This window comes from Hamadaea sp. NPDC051192 (assembly GCF_040682475.1).
Taxonomy (GTDB): Bacteria; Actinomycetota; Actinomycetes; order Mycobacteriales; family Micromonosporaceae; genus Hamadaea; species Hamadaea flava.
In genome coordinates this window covers 1-15,549 of record NZ_JBFBAZ010000164.1, presented here as the reverse complement: position 1 = coordinate 15,549, position 15,549 = coordinate 1, and the positions used below count along the sequence as shown (strand labels likewise).

The 15,549-nt window shown below is 69.2% G+C and carries 17 protein-coding genes; 7 read left to right on the top strand and 10 right to left on the bottom strand.

The window, feature by feature from the left end; translation table 11 throughout:
- Positions 1-316: 316 nt before the first annotated feature.
- Entirely contained in the window at positions 317-1,690 is a 1,374-nt protein-coding gene (locus AB0M47_RS37440) for a glycosyl hydrolase family 18 protein (RefSeq protein ID WP_363422655.1), read from the top strand.
- Between the two features lie 136 nt (positions 1,691-1,826).
- Here AB0M47_RS37440 and AB0M47_RS37435 read toward each other — a convergent pair whose 3' ends face one another.
- Positions 1,827-3,071 (bottom strand): MFS transporter, encoded by a 1,245-nt coding sequence (locus tag AB0M47_RS37435; protein ID WP_363422653.1) that lies wholly within the window; start codon positions 3,069-3,071, stop codon positions 1,827-1,829.
- 43 nt (positions 3,072-3,114) lie between these two features.
- Positions 3,115-3,675 carry a hypothetical protein gene (locus tag AB0M47_RS37430; protein ID WP_363422651.1) on the bottom strand — a complete coding sequence of 187 codons (561 nt, stop codon included), beginning with the start codon at positions 3,673-3,675 and terminating at the stop codon, positions 3,115-3,117.
- Between the two features lie 61 nt (positions 3,676-3,736).
- Here AB0M47_RS37430 and AB0M47_RS37425 point away from each other — a divergent pair, with 61 nt between their 5' ends.
- Positions 3,737-4,468, top strand: a complete 732-nt coding sequence (locus tag AB0M47_RS37425) for an SAM-dependent methyltransferase (protein WP_363422649.1) — start codon at positions 3,737-3,739, stop codon at positions 4,466-4,468.
- A gap of 44 nt (positions 4,469-4,512) precedes the next feature.
- Here AB0M47_RS37425 and AB0M47_RS37420 read toward each other — a convergent pair whose 3' ends face one another.
- The gene (locus tag AB0M47_RS37420) at positions 4,513-5,028 is read right to left on the bottom strand and encodes a hypothetical protein (protein ID WP_363422648.1); all 516 of its coding nucleotides are present in this window, start codon (positions 5,026-5,028) and stop codon (positions 4,513-4,515) included.
- A gap of 83 nt (positions 5,029-5,111) precedes the next feature.
- Between AB0M47_RS37420 and AB0M47_RS37415 the strand changes: the two genes are divergently transcribed.
- The gene (locus tag AB0M47_RS37415) at positions 5,112-6,179 is read left to right on the top strand and encodes an oxidoreductase (RefSeq protein ID WP_363422646.1); all 1,068 of its coding nucleotides are present in this window, start codon (positions 5,112-5,114) and stop codon (positions 6,177-6,179) included.
- A gap of 51 nt (positions 6,180-6,230) precedes the next feature.
- Here AB0M47_RS37415 and AB0M47_RS37410 read toward each other — a convergent pair whose 3' ends face one another.
- The 3 genes from AB0M47_RS37410 to AB0M47_RS37400 all read right to left on the bottom strand — a co-directional run bounded on the left by AB0M47_RS37410 (position 6,231) and on the right by AB0M47_RS37400 (position 9,070).
- Positions 6,231-6,482, bottom strand: a complete 252-nt coding sequence (locus AB0M47_RS37410; RefSeq protein WP_253752873.1) for a hypothetical protein — start codon at positions 6,480-6,482, stop codon at positions 6,231-6,233.
- A 67-nt stretch (positions 6,483-6,549) separates the two neighbouring features.
- Positions 6,550-8,160: a cellulase family glycosylhydrolase gene (locus AB0M47_RS37405; protein WP_363422644.1), complete on the bottom strand. Its 1,611-nt coding sequence runs from the start codon at positions 8,158-8,160 to the stop codon at positions 6,550-6,552.
- 337 nt (positions 8,161-8,497) lie between these two features.
- Complete coding sequence (locus AB0M47_RS37400; RefSeq protein WP_363422642.1) at positions 8,498-9,070, bottom strand: TetR/AcrR family transcriptional regulator; 573 nt, start codon at positions 9,068-9,070, stop codon at positions 8,498-8,500.
- Between the two features lie 46 nt (positions 9,071-9,116).
- On the opposite strand from AB0M47_RS37400, the gene AB0M47_RS37395 reads away from it, so the two are divergent.
- On the top strand, positions 9,117-9,593 hold the full coding sequence (locus AB0M47_RS37395; RefSeq protein WP_363422640.1) for a GNAT family N-acetyltransferase: 477 nt from the start codon (positions 9,117-9,119) through the stop codon (positions 9,591-9,593).
- Between the two features lie 43 nt (positions 9,594-9,636).
- Here the strand turns inward: AB0M47_RS37395 and AB0M47_RS37390 are convergent, their stop codons facing one another.
- The 4 genes from AB0M47_RS37390 to AB0M47_RS37375 all read right to left on the bottom strand — a co-directional run bounded on the left by AB0M47_RS37390 (position 9,637) and on the right by AB0M47_RS37375 (position 12,743).
- Positions 9,637-11,226 (bottom strand): MDR family MFS transporter, encoded by a 1,590-nt coding sequence (locus AB0M47_RS37390; protein WP_363422638.1) that lies wholly within the window; start codon positions 11,224-11,226, stop codon positions 9,637-9,639.
- Positions 11,223-11,855: a TetR family transcriptional regulator gene (locus AB0M47_RS37385; RefSeq protein ID WP_363422636.1), complete on the bottom strand. Its 633-nt coding sequence runs from the start codon at positions 11,853-11,855 to the stop codon at positions 11,223-11,225. The genes AB0M47_RS37390 and AB0M47_RS37385 overlap by 4 nt, the downstream gene beginning before the upstream one ends.
- 86 nt (positions 11,856-11,941) lie before the next feature.
- Positions 11,942-12,409 (bottom strand): SRPBCC family protein, encoded by a 468-nt coding sequence (locus tag AB0M47_RS37380; protein ID WP_363422634.1) that lies wholly within the window; start codon positions 12,407-12,409, stop codon positions 11,942-11,944.
- A gap of 1 nt (position 12,410) precedes the next feature.
- A complete protein-coding gene (locus AB0M47_RS37375; RefSeq protein ID WP_253752859.1) occupies positions 12,411-12,743 on the bottom strand; it encodes a metalloregulator ArsR/SmtB family transcription factor in 333 nt (110 codons plus the stop codon).
- 138 nt (positions 12,744-12,881) lie between these two features.
- Here AB0M47_RS37375 and AB0M47_RS37370 point away from each other — a divergent pair, with 138 nt between their 5' ends.
- From AB0M47_RS37370 to AB0M47_RS37360, 3 genes are all read left to right on the top strand, one after another.
- Positions 12,882-13,049, top strand: coding sequence for a hypothetical protein (locus AB0M47_RS37370; protein ID WP_363422632.1), 168 nt, complete (start codon positions 12,882-12,884; stop codon positions 13,047-13,049).
- 81 nt (positions 13,050-13,130) lie between these two features.
- Positions 13,131-14,030: an RNA polymerase sigma factor SigJ gene (gene sigJ / locus AB0M47_RS37365; protein ID WP_363422630.1), complete on the top strand. Its 900-nt coding sequence runs from the start codon at positions 13,131-13,133 to the stop codon at positions 14,028-14,030.
- Between the two features lie 157 nt (positions 14,031-14,187).
- Entirely contained in the window at positions 14,188-15,351 is a 1,164-nt protein-coding gene (locus AB0M47_RS37360; protein WP_363422628.1) for a serine hydrolase domain-containing protein, read from the top strand.
- Positions 15,352-15,549 lie beyond the last annotated feature (198 nt).

Genomic DNA, 15,549 nt, shown 5'->3' with positions numbered 1-15,549 from the left:
GGCCGGACCGCCCGCGACAGCGCGGTGCCGCCCCGCGACAGCGCGGTGCCGCCCCGCGACAGCGCGGTGCCGCCCTGCGACAGCGTGGTGCCGCCCCGCGACAGCGCCGTACCGCCCGCGACAGCGCGGCGTACCAGCGACACCGCCCGCGAACGCGGGGTGCCGTCGAGCGAAAACCGAGCGAAAGCACCACACGGAACCTACGTGAGACTTATTTCAAAGCTTAACTTGATTCTTTAATTAAGGTTTCCTAATATTTAGAAGCTTCTCGCTCAGACCGCCGGCCCCACCGGCCCTCTGCGAAAGGGAACCCTCGATGCCCACATCCGTCCCCTGGTGGCGCCGCTGCGCCACCGCCGCCCTGACGGTAGTCACAACGGCGCTGGCCACTACGGCTTTGGCCGCCCCCTCTCCCGCGCAGGCAGCGCTGCCCGCCGGTTTCCGCAGCGTCGGCTACATGCCGTCGTGGTCGGGCAGTGTCAGCGCCGTGCAGTACTCGAAGTTGACGCACATCAACTACGCCTTCGTCCTGCCGAACTCGAACGGCACGCTGGGTGCGGTGGACAACGCCGCGAAGCTGTCCTCGCTGGTGTCGTCGGCGCACGCCAACGGCGTCAAGGTGTCGATCTCGATCGGCGGCTGGAACGACGGCAACGACTCGGCGTTCGAGACCCTGGCCGGCAGCTCCACCGGCCGGACGACGTTCGTCAACAGCGTCGTGAACCTCGTCAACCAGTACGCCCTCGACGGCGTCGACATCGACTGGGAGTACCCCGATCCGGGCACCTCGGCGACCAACTACACCCAGCTGATGTCGGCGCTCAGTTCGGCGATGCACAGCCGGGGCAAGCTGCTCACGGCCGCGGTCGTGTCGGAAGGCTCGACGGCTTACGGCGTGGAGACGGCCGTCTTCGGCTACGTCGACTTCCTGAACATCATGGCGTACGACGGGGGGAGCCCGCACGCCAACTATGACTGGTCGATCGCCGCAGCGAACTTCTGGAAGTCGCGTGGTCTGCCGGCCTCGAAGACCGTGCTCGGCGTGCCCTTCTACAGCCGTCCCGGCTACTACACGTACGCCCAACTCGTGGCGATGGACCCGGCGAACGCCAACCGGGACTGCACTACGGCCGGCGGCGCTCAGCAGTGTTACAACGGCATCCCCACGGTCAAGCGGAAGACGCAGTGGGCGGTCGCCAACGCCGGCGGCATCATGAACTGGGAGTTGTCCCAGGACACGACCGGCTCCACGTCGCTGGTCTCGGCCATCTTCGACGCGGCGGGCGGCACCACCACTCCGCCGACCGGGCGTACCGGGCAGATCACCGGGTATGGCGGCAAGTGTGTCGACGTCTCAGGTGCGGCCACGGCCAACGGCACGGCGATCCAGTTGTGGACCTGCAACGGCACCAACGCTCAACAGTGGACGGTCGGCTCCGACGGGACGATCCGGGCCTTGGGCAAGTGCATGGACGTCACCAGCGCGGGCACGGCGGACGGCACGAAGATCCAGCTGTGGGACTGCAACGGCACCGGCGCCCAGGTCTGGCAGGCCCAGTCCAACGGCACCCTCGTCAACTCGAACTCGGGCAAGTGCCTGGACGCGACCGGGCCCAGCTCGGCCGACGGCACCCGGCTGCAGATCTGGACCTGCTACGCCTCGGCCAACCAGGTCTGGCAGCTGCCGTAAACCAGCTGCCATAAAACCAGCTGCCAAACCAGCTGCCATAAAACCAGCTGCCATAAGACAGCTGCCATGAGACTGGGATGGCGTGATCCTCAGGCGCGTCGGGACCACGCCATCCCGTTACTGCAGAGCGGGAGAACTAGGTCGCCGGTTGAAGCTCCGACAACGGCTTCATTCCGCGTACCCCTTGGCTGATGGTGGCCGCGACCGCCGCGACGGCCATGAGCCCCGCGAAAACCAGCACCGTGACCGGACCGCCCGCCAGGTGCACGAGCGATCCGCCCAGCAGCGCGGCCAGGCTGGCGAGGCTGGTGGCGACGAGGATGATCACGGACATGACGCGGCCCTGCATGCGGTCCGGCGTGACCGCGGCCTGGTAGCCGAACAACGCCGCGTTGCAGGCCGGGCCGAGCATGATCGCGAGCGCCACCGGAATGGCGACGAGGATCGAGCCGGTCAGCAGCGCGGCGCTCGCCATGAGCGCGGCGCCCAGCCAGGTGATCCCGATGATGAGCCGCCGCATCGGCACGCGCTGTGCCAGTCTCGGCGCGATCAGCGCGCCGAACAGCAGGCCTGCCCCGATGATGGTCTCGACCGTGCCGATCAGCGCGGGCGGTGTGCCCCGCTGCTGCAAGATGACGACCATCGCGAAGATCATGCCGTTGAAGGCGAGGTTGATCGGCGGCGCGATCAGCAGCACCGCGCGCAGGAACGGCTCGGACAGGGTGAACTTCACGCCCTCGATCAGCTCTTTGACCGGATGCTCGCGCGGCTCGGAGCGTTCCTGCTGCATCGGCTCACGGATCAGCGAGACGCCGATGAACGACAGCAGATAAGACACCGCGTCGGTGAAGAACGGCAAGGCGCGGGCCAGGCCGAACAGTGCGCCGCCGATCGGCGGCCCGATCAGTGAGACCGCCGCCCCGCGAGCCTCGTTCCGCGCGGTCGCCTCCGGCACGCGGTCCAGCGGCACGACGTTGCGGACCGCGCCGAACTGCGCGTTCTCGTGCGCCACATGGAAAATCGTCACGATCATGTTGATCGCCACGATCCACGCCAGCGACACGCGGTCGGCCAGCACCAGGATGCCAAGCGAAAGGTACGCACAAAGCCGTACCGCGTCGGCGACGAGCATGAGCCGTTTCCGGTCGATGCGGTCGGTGACGACGCCGGCCGGGAGTTGGCAGACCAGCCGGACGACCGCCGCCGAGGTGCCCACCACGCCGGCCTGAATCGGCGAACCGGTGATCGCCAGCGTGAGCAGCGGCATCGCCAGGCTCGACATCGAGCTGCCTAGATCGGATAACGCCTGACTGCTCCACAGCAGGGTGAACGCCTTGTTTCGCCATAGGCTGGGCGGCTTGACCCCCGTCGTCTCGGACATGGCGTCATCTTGCGCCCGTCGGCGTATTTGATCAACCCCGCTGTCATTTGCCTGTGCCGAAGCCGCAGACCTTCCAGGCGCCCTTCTCGTCGACCAGATCGACGGTGAAGCTGGTGGAGCCCAGGATCGGCACCGCGACCTTCACCTCGACCGTGGCCCGCTTGCCGTCGACCTCGCCCTCCTGGGCCTCCAGTGTGACCAGGTCGTTGACGTGGTACTGGGAGAGATCGGTCTGGTTCTGCGGCGCACCCCGCAACAGACCGCACAGCTCTTTGTCGCTCTTCGTCTTGTCCCCGGCAACGACCGCGTCCAGATAGCGCTGAGTCACCGTCTTGGGGGAGTCCCGGGGCGGCGGCTTCGGCGACGCCGAGGTCTTCGTCGCCGAGCCGGGACTCGCCACCGGAGCGGGGCGTAGCGCATACCCCACCAGTACGCCGATCGACAGCACGATGACGGCGATCGCGCCCGCTCCGGCGAACCACAACGCCCGGTTGGGCCGCGGCGGCCGGGCCGCCGGGGCGGGAACGGCGGTCACCGGGTCGACGGCCCGGGACGGCACCCGGGCGGCGCCGACGAAGCGGTCTTCCGGTTCCTCCGGACTCATGCCTCCATTGTGCCGGGACAGGACACTCCATGACTGGCGTTGGCCGGGTAGGTTGCCTTTTATGACCGTCCAGCCATCGACGCCCAGCACCGCCCGCATGATCGACTTCTGGCTGGGCGGGTACGACCACTTCCCGGTCGACATCGCCGCCGCCGAGGCGTTCGAGCAGGCGTACGGGCCGTGCGCGGAGATCTTCCGGTCGCTGCGCGCCTTCATGGGCCGGACCGTCCGATTCGTCGCCGACCAGGGGATCACCGACTTCCTGGTGTTCGGGGCCGGCATCCCGAGCCAGGGCAACGTCCACCAGATCGTCCCGGACGCGCACGTCCTCTACACCGATGCCGACCCGAAGATCGTCGCGCACGGCTCGGCGCTGCTCGCCATGGTCGAGAACGCGCACTACGCCGAGGCCGACGCCACCGCGCTGCGCGGGTTCGACCCTTCGGCGTACCTGCCGGGGTGGGGTGTCCGGCCGGTCGGCGTCGTCTTCCTCGGCCTCGCCGCGTTCCTTGACGACGATCAGCTCGCCGGTGCCCTGTCCCAGCTATACGCCGAGGTCGAGACGGGCAGCTTCCTCATCGTCGACTTCGACGGGCTGGAACTGACGGCGTACCCGGACGCGCTGGCCATGATGGGACCGGGGTTCCACATGCGAGATCCCCGCGACTTCGGCCGGCTGCTCGGCGAATGGCGGATCGACGGCATCGTCCCGGTGGCGAAGTGGCGGCCGGACGGGGAGCCGGAGCAGGTTCCGGACGCGTTCTGGGGCGGCGTCGCCATCAAACCCCTCTGATCCACGCCGCGGCCGGAGCGCGTCTCACGCGGCCTGTGCACGTCTCACGCGGCTTGTGCGCGGAAACGTTCGAGGTCGTGCTGGGCGGCGAACACCACGTGGTGGAGCGGCTGGTCGAAGGCCTCACCGATGAAGGCGATCGGGGTGCCGTAGCGGGCGAGATTCTCTCGTCCCCGAGGACGCAGCCAGAAGTGCATCTGCCGTAGCACGGCCTCGTCGTCGGCCGGGATCACCCGGAACACCGTGAGGTCCGAACCGTCGGAAGTCCGCTCCTCGTCATCGATCGCGCTGATCTCGCCCCACGGGAGAGCCACCCCGATGAGCGGGAACCCGATGCCGTCCGGGCCGATCCGGATGGCCGGTACGCGGAAGACGGCGCTGAGGATCACCTGCGATGAAAACGCGGCGATGAAGAGGAGCAGCAGCACGTTGATCACGGAGAAGAGCAGGGCGGACGAGCCTGGCATGGTGGCCGAGAGAATCCAGAGACCGATGGAGACCGCGGCGAACTTGCCCAGGACGGCGGGCAGCGCTCCGCGGAGGCGAGCGACGTACGGCATCCGCGCATCCTAGAAGATCTTGCGACACCGCGGGGGCCCCGGACGGTCGCGGGAATCGATCACCGGCGGTAGGTTCGGCGTTCATGAGACGTCTGACGACGATCGTTTCCCTCGTGGCGGTGGCCACCCTCACCACCTCCCTCGCCCCCGGCTCGGCATACGCCTCCGGCGGCCACCGGCCGCAGCCGGGCTGGCAGGACTTCGCGACCGGTTCCACGTCCAGTCTCCGCGGGCTGTCCCCGGTCAGCCGCCGGATCGCCTGGGCCAGCGGCAGCGGCGGGGAAGTCCTGCGTACCGTGGACGGCGGGCGCAGCTGGCAGCACGTCGGCCCGCCGGACACGGCCGAACTGCAGTTCCGCGACATCCAGGCGTTCGACGCCGACCACGCCGTGATCCTGTCGATCGGCGAAGGAACCGACTCCCGGATCTACGCCACCGCCGACGGCGGAGCCAGCTGGACCGAGAGCTTCCGCAACGCCGAACCGGCGGCGTTCTACGACTGCATGACGTTCTTCGACCACCGGCACGGGCTCGCCCTGTCCGACCCGGTCGACGGGCGCTTCCGGCTGCTGTCCACGGACGACGGCGGCCGCAGCTGGTCGATCGTGCCGGGCGACGGCATGCCGGCCGCGCTGGCCGGGGAGTTCGCGTTCGCCGCGAGCGGCACCTGCATCGTCAGCACCGCCGGGCGGAACGCCTGGTTCGCCACCGGCGGCGGCGCGACCGCCCGCGTGTTCCGTTCGGCCGACCGGGGTCGCACCTGGACGGTCACCGATTCGCCCATCCCTAGCGGCCCCAGTGCGGGCGTCTACTCGGTGGCCTTCCGCGACTCGCATCACGGCATCGCGGTCGGCGGCGACTTCGCCGCCCCGACCTCGGCGCCGAACGGAGCGGCGTGGACTGCCGACGGCGGACGGACCTGGGTCGCGGCTGACGGCGTACCAGGGGAGTATCGATCGGGAGTGGCCTGGACCAAGGTGCCGGGCGTGGCCGTCGCGGTCGGCCCGACCGGCAGCGACATCACCTGGGACGGTGGCCGGAGCTGGCACCGGTTCGAGACCGGCAGCCTGCACGGAGTGCAGTGCACGAACGACGGCGCCTGCTGGGCGTCCGGCGCGGACGGCCGGATCGCCCGGCTGACCCTGGGCTGATCCTGAAGGCGAGCATCGGCCGGCCCGAGCATCGGGCCGGCCGCTGGTGCGCTAAACCGGCGGATGGCCGCCGTCGCCGTCGACCTTGATGTCCATCGTGCCGTCCTGATCGAGGTCCACCATGGTGACCTCGACCTGACCGTCACCATCCACATCAGACTGGAACAGGTCGGGCTTGCCGTCCCCGTCGGTGTCGATCGCCCACAGGTCCGGCTTGCCGTCGCCGTTGGTGTCGAGGGCGAGGATCTCGTCATGGCCGTCGCCGCGCGTCGGAACCGTCTCGGTCGTCTGGTCATCGGTCATGACGTGGGCGTACCCGGAAGCGGGCGGACGCGAAACCCTCGCCGATCGCGCGCCCGCCCACCGGCCGTCAAGACGTCGTGCAGGGGTTGTTGTTCAGGGCGAAGGACGTCGGGCTGCTGTACGTGCCGCTCCAGCGGCCGTTGAAGCCGATGCCGGTGGAGCCGCCCGCGGCGAGGCTGCCGTTGTAGGAGAGGTTCGTCGCGGTCACCGCTTGGCCGCTCACGGTGTAGGTCGCGCTCCAGCCCGGTGCGGTCAGCGTCTGTCCACTGGGGAGCGTGAATTTGAGCGTCCAGCCGGAGATGGCGCTGGCGCCCGTGTTGGTGATCGCGATGTTGGCGGTGAAGCCGCCGGTCCCGGAGCCCTCGGTCCACGGGCTGGCCGTGTAGACCACCTTGCAGGTGCCGGTCGGGGCGGTCGTCGTGGTGAAGGTGACGGCGCTCGACACCGCGGACTGGTTGCCGGCCGCGTCCCGGGCCCGTACGCGCAGCGCGTACTGGGTGGACGGGGTGAGTCCGGTGAGCGTCACGGAGTTCGTCACCGACGATGCGACGACGGCGTTCGACGCGTTCAGCACGTCGTAGCCGGTCACGGCGACGTTGTCGGTCGACGCCGTCCAGCTGAGCGTCGCGCCGGTCGCGGTGATGCTCGAGGCGGTGGGCGTACCGGGGGTGGTGGGCGCGACGGTGTCGCTGGTGCCGCCGGAGTAGATCGCCGCCTCCCGGGCGGTCGCCACGATGCCGTTGGCGCCGTTGAAGATGCGCTGGCCCCAGCTCGTCAGGGCGCTCGGGTTGAAGTTCGTGACCATGTCGAGGTACTCGACGCCGCCGCCGTTGCCGCTCCACGACCAGCCGAGGTAGCCGACGCCGCGGGAGACGGCCTGGGCCATGATGGTGTCCTCGTCCGGGTTGCCGTCGGAGTGGTTGAACCCGAACTCGCCGATGACCAGCGGCAGGCCCGCCGTCTGGAAGGCGTCGAGGTACGCCGTGATCTCAGCCGCGGTGTCGAAGACGCCGTACATGTGGATCGAGAAGACCGTGTTGCGGGCCGTGTCGGCGGCGAACACCGAGGCGGCGTTGTCGCGCATCACGAACTGCCAGTCCTGCCCCCAGTTCGGCGCGTCGACCATGATGAGGTGCTGGAAACCGTTGCTGCGCAACCGGGTGATGGCGTTCTTGGTGGCGTCGGTCCACTGGGCGGCGTTGTTGTTGCCGACCGGCTCGTTGCCGATGTTGATGACGACGTAGTCCTCCTGGCCGACGAGGACGCTCTTCAGCCCGATCCAGTAGTCGACCGCCTGGTCCAGCGTGTACGCGCCGCTCTGCTCGCCGTACCCGGTGGTGTCGTGGTTCTCCAGTACGCAGATGAGCTTGCTGGCCTTGCACAGGCTGATGACGTTGGCGACGTCGGAGGCGGCGTTCGGGGTCCAGCGCCCGCCGCTGAGCACTACGCGGAGGGAGTTGGCGCCGAGTGCCTTGATGTTGGCGAAGGAACTGGTCTGGGTGGGGTACCAGGTGTGCGCGTGGGACACGCCGCGCATCACGAAGGTGCTGCCGTTGGCCTCGACGATGTTCCGGCCGCTGATGTGCAGGCCGGTGGCGGCGTACGCGGGCTGGGCCGTCAGCAGAGTGGACGACACGAGGGCGAGCAGGGCGATGCTCGCCAGGGCGACACGTTTCATGTGTGGCCTCGACCTTTCCTGGGCGGGACCTCGCCGGGCGGTGGGAGATCAGGCAAGGGGAGGGGTTCGGGGCTACAGTGTGGCATGGGAGCGCTCCCGCGAACAAGACTCCCGTCAATGCGCTGGATGCGCTGGATGCGCCGGATCAGGGTTCCGGGTCGAACCTTGGCCCAAGATTCGACCCAGATCCGTGATCCAGCGCCGAAGCGGAGGGCGGCCGGGTCCAGCGCCGAAGCAGAGGGCGGGCCGGGGTCCAGCGCCGAAGCAGAGGGCGGGCCGGGGTCCAGCGCGGAATCGGAGGGCGGGCCGGGGGTCCAGCGCCGAATCGGAGGGCGGGTTAGGCGGCGGTGAGGACGGTGCGGAGGTGGTTGAGTACGTGAGTGGTGACGGCGGAGTAGTCGCGCAGGTCGCGGGAGGTCCGGGCCAGCATCAGCGCGCCTTCGGACGCGGCGATCACCAGCGCCGCCAGCGAACGGGCGGTGTCCGGCGCGCAGCCCTCCGACAGCAGCGACCGTTCGACGATGCGCCGCCAGTCGGCGAAGGCCTCCGCCACGATCTCGCGTAGCGGCTCGTCGCCGGACATGTCCAGCGCGACACTGCCGATCGGGCAGCCGCCGCGGAAGTCGCTTTTCTTCAGCCAGGCGGCGGTGGCGGCGAAGTAGCCCGCGACGGCTTCCACGGTCGGACCGTCGGCGGTGCCGGCTGCCATCGCGTCGCGCGTGCGGGCCGCGTACCAGCGCAGTGCCTCGGCCGCGAGCTGCTCCTTGCCGCCGGGGAAGTGGTGGTAGATCGAGCCGCGCGGCGCTCCGGAGCGCGCGAGGACGTCCTGGAAGGAGGTCGCCGCGTAGCCACGCTCGCCGAACAGGAAGGCAGCGGTCTTGATCATCTTTTCGCGGCTGTCGGTCGTCATCTCGCTCCCCTTGACTATGACGGCCATCATAACGCACGATCGCATTATGATGCTCGACATAGAACCGGTGGTGGTGACGGTTCGCGAGGCGACCGCCGCCGATCTCGACGAGGTGCTGGCGATGCATCGCCGCTGCTCACGGGAGAGCCTCTACCGCCGCTACGTCTCCGGCGCGGGCACGCCGCCGGCCGCGCTGCTCGCGAGACTGCTCACGGCGGGCACGATCGTCGCGGTAGCCGGCGGCGGCCTGCACGACGGGCGGCTCGTGGCGATGGCCAGTCTCGTCGGCGACCCGGCGGAGGCCGCCATCCTGGTGGAGGACGCCTGGCAGCGCCGCGGCATCGGGACTCTGCTCGCGCACCGCCTGGCCGTCACAGCCAGTGGGAAGATCCTGGCCCATGTGCTCGCGGGCAACCAGCCGGCCGCGCGGACCATCCGTCGCCTTCAATCCGACGGTACGCTCGGCGCAGCGACCTTCATCGGCCGGGACGGGTCGCTGTTGACCTGGCTCCTGGAAAAGTGAAACGCCGCCGGGGGCAGCCCCGGCGGCGTTTCCTGGTGAATCCTTAGTGGACCGCGATGGGCGGCGGAGCGTCGGTCTGCTCCTGGGCCAGCCGGTCGGTGCCGCTCAGCGTGTGCAGCGGCTTCTCCTTGATGAAGAGCACGGTCAGCAGGGCGAGCACGGCGAACGGCGTACCGATGAGGAACAGGTCGGCCGTCGCGTCGCCGTAGATCTGCTGCACGATCTTCAGGATCGCCGGGTCGAGCGTCTTCAGGTCGGGCACGGCCGCCTCGCCGCCGCCGGCCATCGGCCCGAACTTCTCGGTGAACATGTCCGTCACCCGGTTGGCGAGGACCGCGCCGAGCGCGCTGACGCCGATGGCGCCGCCCATGCTCCGGAAGAACGTCAGCACCGAGGTCGTCGCGCCCAGATCCTGCGCGGGCACGTCGTTCTGGGCGGCCAGCACGAGGTTCTGCATGAGCATGCCGACGCCGACGCCCAGCACCGCCATGTACGCCGACAGCACGACGACGTGCGTGTGCGCGTCGATCCGGCTGAGCAGCAGCATGCCGACCGTCATCACGAGACCGCCGGCCACCAGGAAGATCTTCCAGCGGCCGTACTTGGTGATCAGCTGACCGGCGACGGTCGAGGAGACCAGCAGGCCGAAGATCATCGGCAGGCTCATCAGACCGGCGACCGTCGGCGACTTGCCGAGCGAGATCTGGAAGTACTGCGACAGGAACACGGTGCCGCCGAACATCGCGACGCCGACGAAGATGCTGGTCAGGACGGTGAGGCTGACCGTGCGGTTACGGAAGATGGCCAGCGGCACGATCGGCTCGGCCGCGCGGGCCTCGACGAACACCGCCGCCGCCAGCAGGATCACGCCGGCCCCGACGAGGATCGCCGTCCAGCCGGAGGCCCACTCGAACTTCTGCCCGGCCAGCGTCGACCAGATCAGCAGGGTGGAGACGCCGGCGATGATGAGCAGGGCGCCCAGGTAGTCGATCTTCACCTGGCGGCGGACGACCGGCAGGTGCAAGGTCTTCTGGAGCAGGAAGATCGCGGTCAGGGTGAACGGGACCCCGATCAGGAAGCACCAGCGCCACCCGAGCCAGGAGGTGTCCACCAGGACGCCGCCGATCAGCGGGCCGGCGATGGTGCCGACGCCGAAGACCGCGCCGAAGATGCCGGAATAGCGGCCCAGCTCACGCGGCGGGATCATGGCCGCCATGACGATCATCGCGAGCGCGGTCATGCCGCCCGCGCCGACGCCCTGCACGGCCCGGCTCAGCAGCAGGATCTCGACGTTCGGGGTGAACCCGGCGATGAGCGAGCCGGCCACGAACAGGCCCAGCGACAGCTGGATGAGCAACTTCTTGCTGTAGAGGTCGGCCATCTTGCCCCACAGCGGGACGGTGGCCGTCATCGCCAGCAGTTCGGTCGTGACGATCCAGGTGTAGACCGACTGGCTGCCCTTCAGGTCGGCGATGATGCGCGGAAGCGCGTTCGACACGATCGTGGAGGCCAGGATCGAGACGAACATGCCCAGCATGAGGCCGGACAGCGCCTGCAGCACCTCACGGCGCGACATGGCTTGCGGCGCGGCGCCCGTCTCGGGGGAGTCCGCAGGCGCGGTGGTTGTGGTCATTCTCTTCCTTCTAGTTGTTGCTGAGGGTCAGCCAGCCCGTTGGCCAGGGCTGCGAAAGCTTCGTCCACATAGGCGGCGAGCGGCCGGGAGCCGTCGCCGGCCGCCCAGCGCTGCATCGCGGATCGCAAGGCAGCGCCGGCCACCCCGATCACGAGGGCCGGATAGCCGTCCGCCGGTACGCCGAGGTGCCGGCCGATGACCTCGGCGGCCTGTTGCCCGGTCTTCACGCTGGTCGCGATGAGCCGGGGGAGCATCGAGGGGCTGCGCTCGATGGCGGTGAGCCGCAGCAGCCAGCGGTCCCGATCGGTCTCCATCTCGCCGATGATCGCGGCGAGGGACGCGTGCACGGCGGCGAGCACCGGCAGCTCGGTGAGCACTTCGGTCAGCCGCCGCAACATCTCCTCGGCGGCGGCAGCGTTGTCGTCGAGGACGGCGTCGTCCTTGGCGGGGAAGTAGTTGAAGAACGTCCGCGAGGAGACGCCGACCTCGGCGCAGATCTCCTCGACGGTGACGTGTTCGAGGCCCCGTTCGGCGGCGAGCCGGAGCGTCACGGTGAGCAGCGCCTCACGGGTCTGCTGCTTCTTGAGATCGCGACGGCCCAGCGACGGCTTCGGCGGGGTGATGGACACCCCGCCGAAGCTACAAGTGATCTTTCAGTCTCTGCAAAGTGTTTTCCGGTGACGAGCGGCACACTTGCGGCCGGCTCCCAGCCGGTTCAGAGCTTCGCCAGGTACGCGTCCAGCGCCTCGTAGGACTGCCGGGCTCCGGTCTCCATGCCGGAGGCGATCATGCCGTCCCGGTCTTCCTGGCTCATGAACATGGACGTCGTCGTGACGAGCGTCTTGCCGCCCTCCTCGGTCATCACCATGGTGTCGGTGGCGATGTGGCCGGGCAGGCCCTCCCATTCGAAGGTCTGCACGACCTTCTCGTTCGGGACCAGCTCCAGGATCTCGCCCCGGAACGCCTCGTCACCCTCGGGCGCGTGTTCGACGAAGCGGTAGCGGCCGCCGACGCGGGCGTCCATCTCGATCGTCATCGGATTGCCCCGGCCCCACCAGTGCTTCAGGTGCTCGGGATCGGTGAAGGCGGCCCAGACCAGCTCGCGGGGAGCGTCGAAGACGCGGGTCATGACGATCTCACGGTCGCCGCGCGGGGCCACCTGGAAAACGGCGTTCTCGGACATCTCACTTCTCCTTCGGTGTCTGCTGGAGTTCCTGCAGGTAGTCGTCGAGCCGGTCGTAGCGCGCCTCCCAGAAGCGCCGGTAGGTCTCTACCCATTCGGTGACGTCCCGCAGCGGAGCCGGCGCCAGCCGGCAGGGCCGCCATTGAGCGTCACGACCCCGGGTGATCAGCCCGGCCTGCTCCAGCACCTTCAGATGCTTGGAGACCGCCTGGAGGCTGATCGGGAACGGTTCGGCCAGCTGGTTCACGGTCGCGTCGCCCTCGGCGAGCCGGGCGAGGATGGCCCGTCTCGTCGGGTCGGCGAGCGCCGCGAACACCGTGCTGAGCTGATCCACCGCGACCACCTTATTCAACCGATCGGTTAATCAACCGATGAGTTGAGTATGGGCCCGGCGGCGTACGCGTGTCAACCGGATCCGGGAAATCGGATGGTTCGCCGCGACGCCGGGCGCAACTCTCGGTACGTTGGCCAGGTGACCGAGGTGCCCGAGGCCGACCGCCAGGAACAGGACCTCCCCGTCGTGTTCGACGACTTCGACGAGGACGACGACGCCGTGGAGCCGGCGATCGGCGACGACGTGCCCGAGGCCGACGCCGTCGAGCAGGCCCAGGTCGTTCCGCTGGACGACGACTACGAGTAGTCGCAAGCGAGCACGAGTAGTCCGGTCACATTCGCGCCGCTCCGTTCGTCATGGTGATGAACGGAGAGGAAGAATGTGATCATGAACGACACCGAATGGCTCGCCGGCGAATTCGAGGGACACCGCTCGCACCTCCGCGCGGTCGCGTACCGGATGCTGGGGTCGCTGACCGAGGCCGACGACGCTGTTCAGGAAGCCTGGATCCGGCTCAACCGGTCCGACGCCGCCGAGGTACGCAATCTGGGCGGCTGGCTGACCACCGTGGTCGGCCGAGTGTGCCTGGACATGCTGCGCTCGCGTACCTCCCGCCGGGAGGAGTCGCTGGACGTGCACGTGCCCGATCCGATCGTGGCCCCGGCCGACGGCGTCGACCCGGAGCAGGAGGCGATGCTCGCCGACTCGGTCGGGCTGGCCCTTCAGGTCGTGCTCGACACCCTCACCCCGGCCGAGCGCCTGGCCTTCGTGCTGCACGACATGTTCGCGCTGCCGTTCGACGACATCGCCCCGATCGTCGGCCGGGCGCCGGACGCGACGCGGCAGCTCGCCAGCCGCGCCCGGCGGCGGATCCAGGGTGGCGCCCCGGCTCCCGATCGCGACCTGGCCCGGCAGCGCGAGGTGGTCGAGGCGTTCTTGGCGGCCTCGCGGAGCGGCGACTTCGAGGCGCTGGTGGCGCTGCTCGACCCCGACGTGGTGCTCAGGGCGGACTACGGCGCGGCCCCGTTCGACGTGGCCCGGCTCGTGCGCGGGGCCGAGGCGGTCGCCCGCCAGGCGCTCATGTTCTCGAAGATGGCCCAGTACGCCCGCCCGGCGCTGGTCAACGGGGCGATGGGCGTGATCAACATCCCGCCGTCCGGCCAGCTCTACGGGGTCATGGGGATGACCGTCGTCGACGGGCGGATCGTCGCGATCGACATCCTCGCCGACCCGGAGCGGCTGGCGAGCCTCGACGTCTCCGACTTCATCGCCGATCTCCCGGAGTGAGGCGCGGCTTCCGGAGTGAGGCGCGGCTTCCGGAGTGAGGCGCGGCTTCCGGAGTGAGGCGCGGCTTCCGGATCGAGGCCGAAGAAAGTCCGGGCGGATGTCGTATCCCGGGTCCGTCGTGCGACGCCTTGGTGAAGACTCACGACTGGAGGCGATCATGGCGAGCCCGCTGAACGAGAAACTCACCGCCGCGATGACCGGCCGGGTGGCCCGAGGGGAGCTGCCCGGCCTGGTCACCGCCCTCGCGTACGGGGACGACGTCGAGGTGACGGCGACGGGCGACACCGCCTTCGGCGGTACTACGATGCGGACGGACACGGTCTTCCGGATCGCGTCGCTGACGAAGCCCGTCCTGGCGGCGGCCACGATGCTGCTCGTCGAGGACGGCACGATCGCCCTCGACGAGCCGGTCGACCGGCTGCTTCCCGAACTGGCCGCCCGGCGGGTGCTGCGTACGCTCGACGCGCCGCTCGACGACACGGTCCCGGCCGAGCGGCCGATCACGGTGGAGGACCTGCTCACCTTCCGGCTCGGGCACGGGATGATCACCGAGCCGTCGTTCCAGCCCGCGTACCCGGTCATCGAGGCGGCCCGGGACGCTGAGCTGGTGCTGGACGTGCCCGATCCGCGTACGCCGCTGGACCCGGACGAGTGGATCCGGCGGTTCGGCGAACTGCCCCTGATGGATCAGCCCGGTACGCGCTGGCGCTACAACACGGGGACGCTGGTGCTCGGCGTACTCGTGGCGCGGGCGGCCGGAAAGCCGCTGGGGGACTTCCTCGCCGAACGGCTCTTCGCGCCGCTGGACATGACCGACACCGGATTCTGGCTGCCCGAGGAGGCGGCGCACCGCATTCCGGCGGCCTACATGAGCGACCTGCAGGGTGGACCGTTGCAGGAGTCGCCGCTGTCGCGTGCGGCTGAGTGGACGCGACCGCCCGCCTTCCCGTCCGGCTCGGCCGGGCTGCTCTCCACCGCACCGGACCTGCTCGCCTTCGCCCAGATGCTGCGCCGGAACGGCGATGGGCTGCTGTCGGCCGACTCCGTCCGCCGGATGACGACGAACCACCTCACCCCCGAACAACTCGGCTCGGCGGGGCTGCTGCTGGGCGGCCGGGGCTGGGGCTACGGCATGTCGGTCACGGTGGCGCCGGACGATGCCACGGACACCCCCGGACGCTATGGCTGGGAAGGTGGTTCCGGCACGGTGTGGTTCACCGATCCCCACCGTGATCTGATCGGGATCGCCCTGAGCCAGGTCGCCGACTTCTACCTCCTGGGTGGCACGGCCGAGTTCACCCGGCTCGCGTACGCCCGCTGAGCGGACGCCGCACGGGCGACATCTGGGGAGTCGTCACCGGGGTGCGCGCGACAGTGCGTTGATCATGGACTTTCCGGTCACGACACACCGGCGAGACCACAGTTAACGACCTGATGCGTAATTCTTCATGATCAACGCTTGACAACATGAAGGGCCGCGCGGATACATGCAGATGTGTCGTCAACATGGGCCCGCGCG

Bases quoted from the DNA above. Each gene is read 5' to 3' on its own strand.
- AB0M47_RS37440 (WP_363422655.1), top strand. From the start codon at position 317: ATGCCCACATCCGTCCCCTGGTGGCGCCGCTGCGCCACCGCCGCCCTG.
- AB0M47_RS37435 (WP_363422653.1), bottom strand. From the start codon at position 3,071: ATGTCCGAGACGACGGGGGTCAAGCCGCCCAGCCTATGGCGAAACAAG.
- AB0M47_RS37430 (WP_363422651.1), bottom strand. From the start codon at position 3,675: ATGAGTCCGGAGGAACCGGAAGACCGCTTCGTCGGCGCCGCCCGGGTG.
- AB0M47_RS37425 (WP_363422649.1), top strand. From the start codon at position 3,737: ATGACCGTCCAGCCATCGACGCCCAGCACCGCCCGCATGATCGACTTC.
- AB0M47_RS37420 (WP_363422648.1), bottom strand. From the start codon at position 5,028: ATGCCGTACGTCGCTCGCCTCCGCGGAGCGCTGCCCGCCGTCCTGGGC.
- AB0M47_RS37415 (WP_363422646.1), top strand. From the start codon at position 5,112: ATGAGACGTCTGACGACGATCGTTTCCCTCGTGGCGGTGGCCACCCTC.
- AB0M47_RS37410 (WP_253752873.1), bottom strand. From the start codon at position 6,482: ATGACCGATGACCAGACGACCGAGACGGTTCCGACGCGCGGCGACGGC.
- AB0M47_RS37405 (WP_363422644.1), bottom strand. From the start codon at position 8,160: ATGAAACGTGTCGCCCTGGCGAGCATCGCCCTGCTCGCCCTCGTGTCG.
- AB0M47_RS37400 (WP_363422642.1), bottom strand. From the start codon at position 9,070: ATGACGACCGACAGCCGCGAAAAGATGATCAAGACCGCTGCCTTCCTG.
- AB0M47_RS37395 (WP_363422640.1), top strand. From the start codon at position 9,117: ATGATGCTCGACATAGAACCGGTGGTGGTGACGGTTCGCGAGGCGACC.
- AB0M47_RS37390 (WP_363422638.1), bottom strand. From the start codon at position 11,226: ATGACCACAACCACCGCGCCTGCGGACTCCCCCGAGACGGGCGCCGCG.
- AB0M47_RS37380 (WP_363422634.1), bottom strand. From the start codon at position 12,409: ATGTCCGAGAACGCCGTTTTCCAGGTGGCCCCGCGCGGCGACCGTGAG.
- sigJ (WP_363422630.1), top strand. From the start codon at position 13,131: ATGAACGACACCGAATGGCTCGCCGGCGAATTCGAGGGACACCGCTCG.
- AB0M47_RS37360 (WP_363422628.1), top strand. From the start codon at position 14,188: ATGGCGAGCCCGCTGAACGAGAAACTCACCGCCGCGATGACCGGCCGG.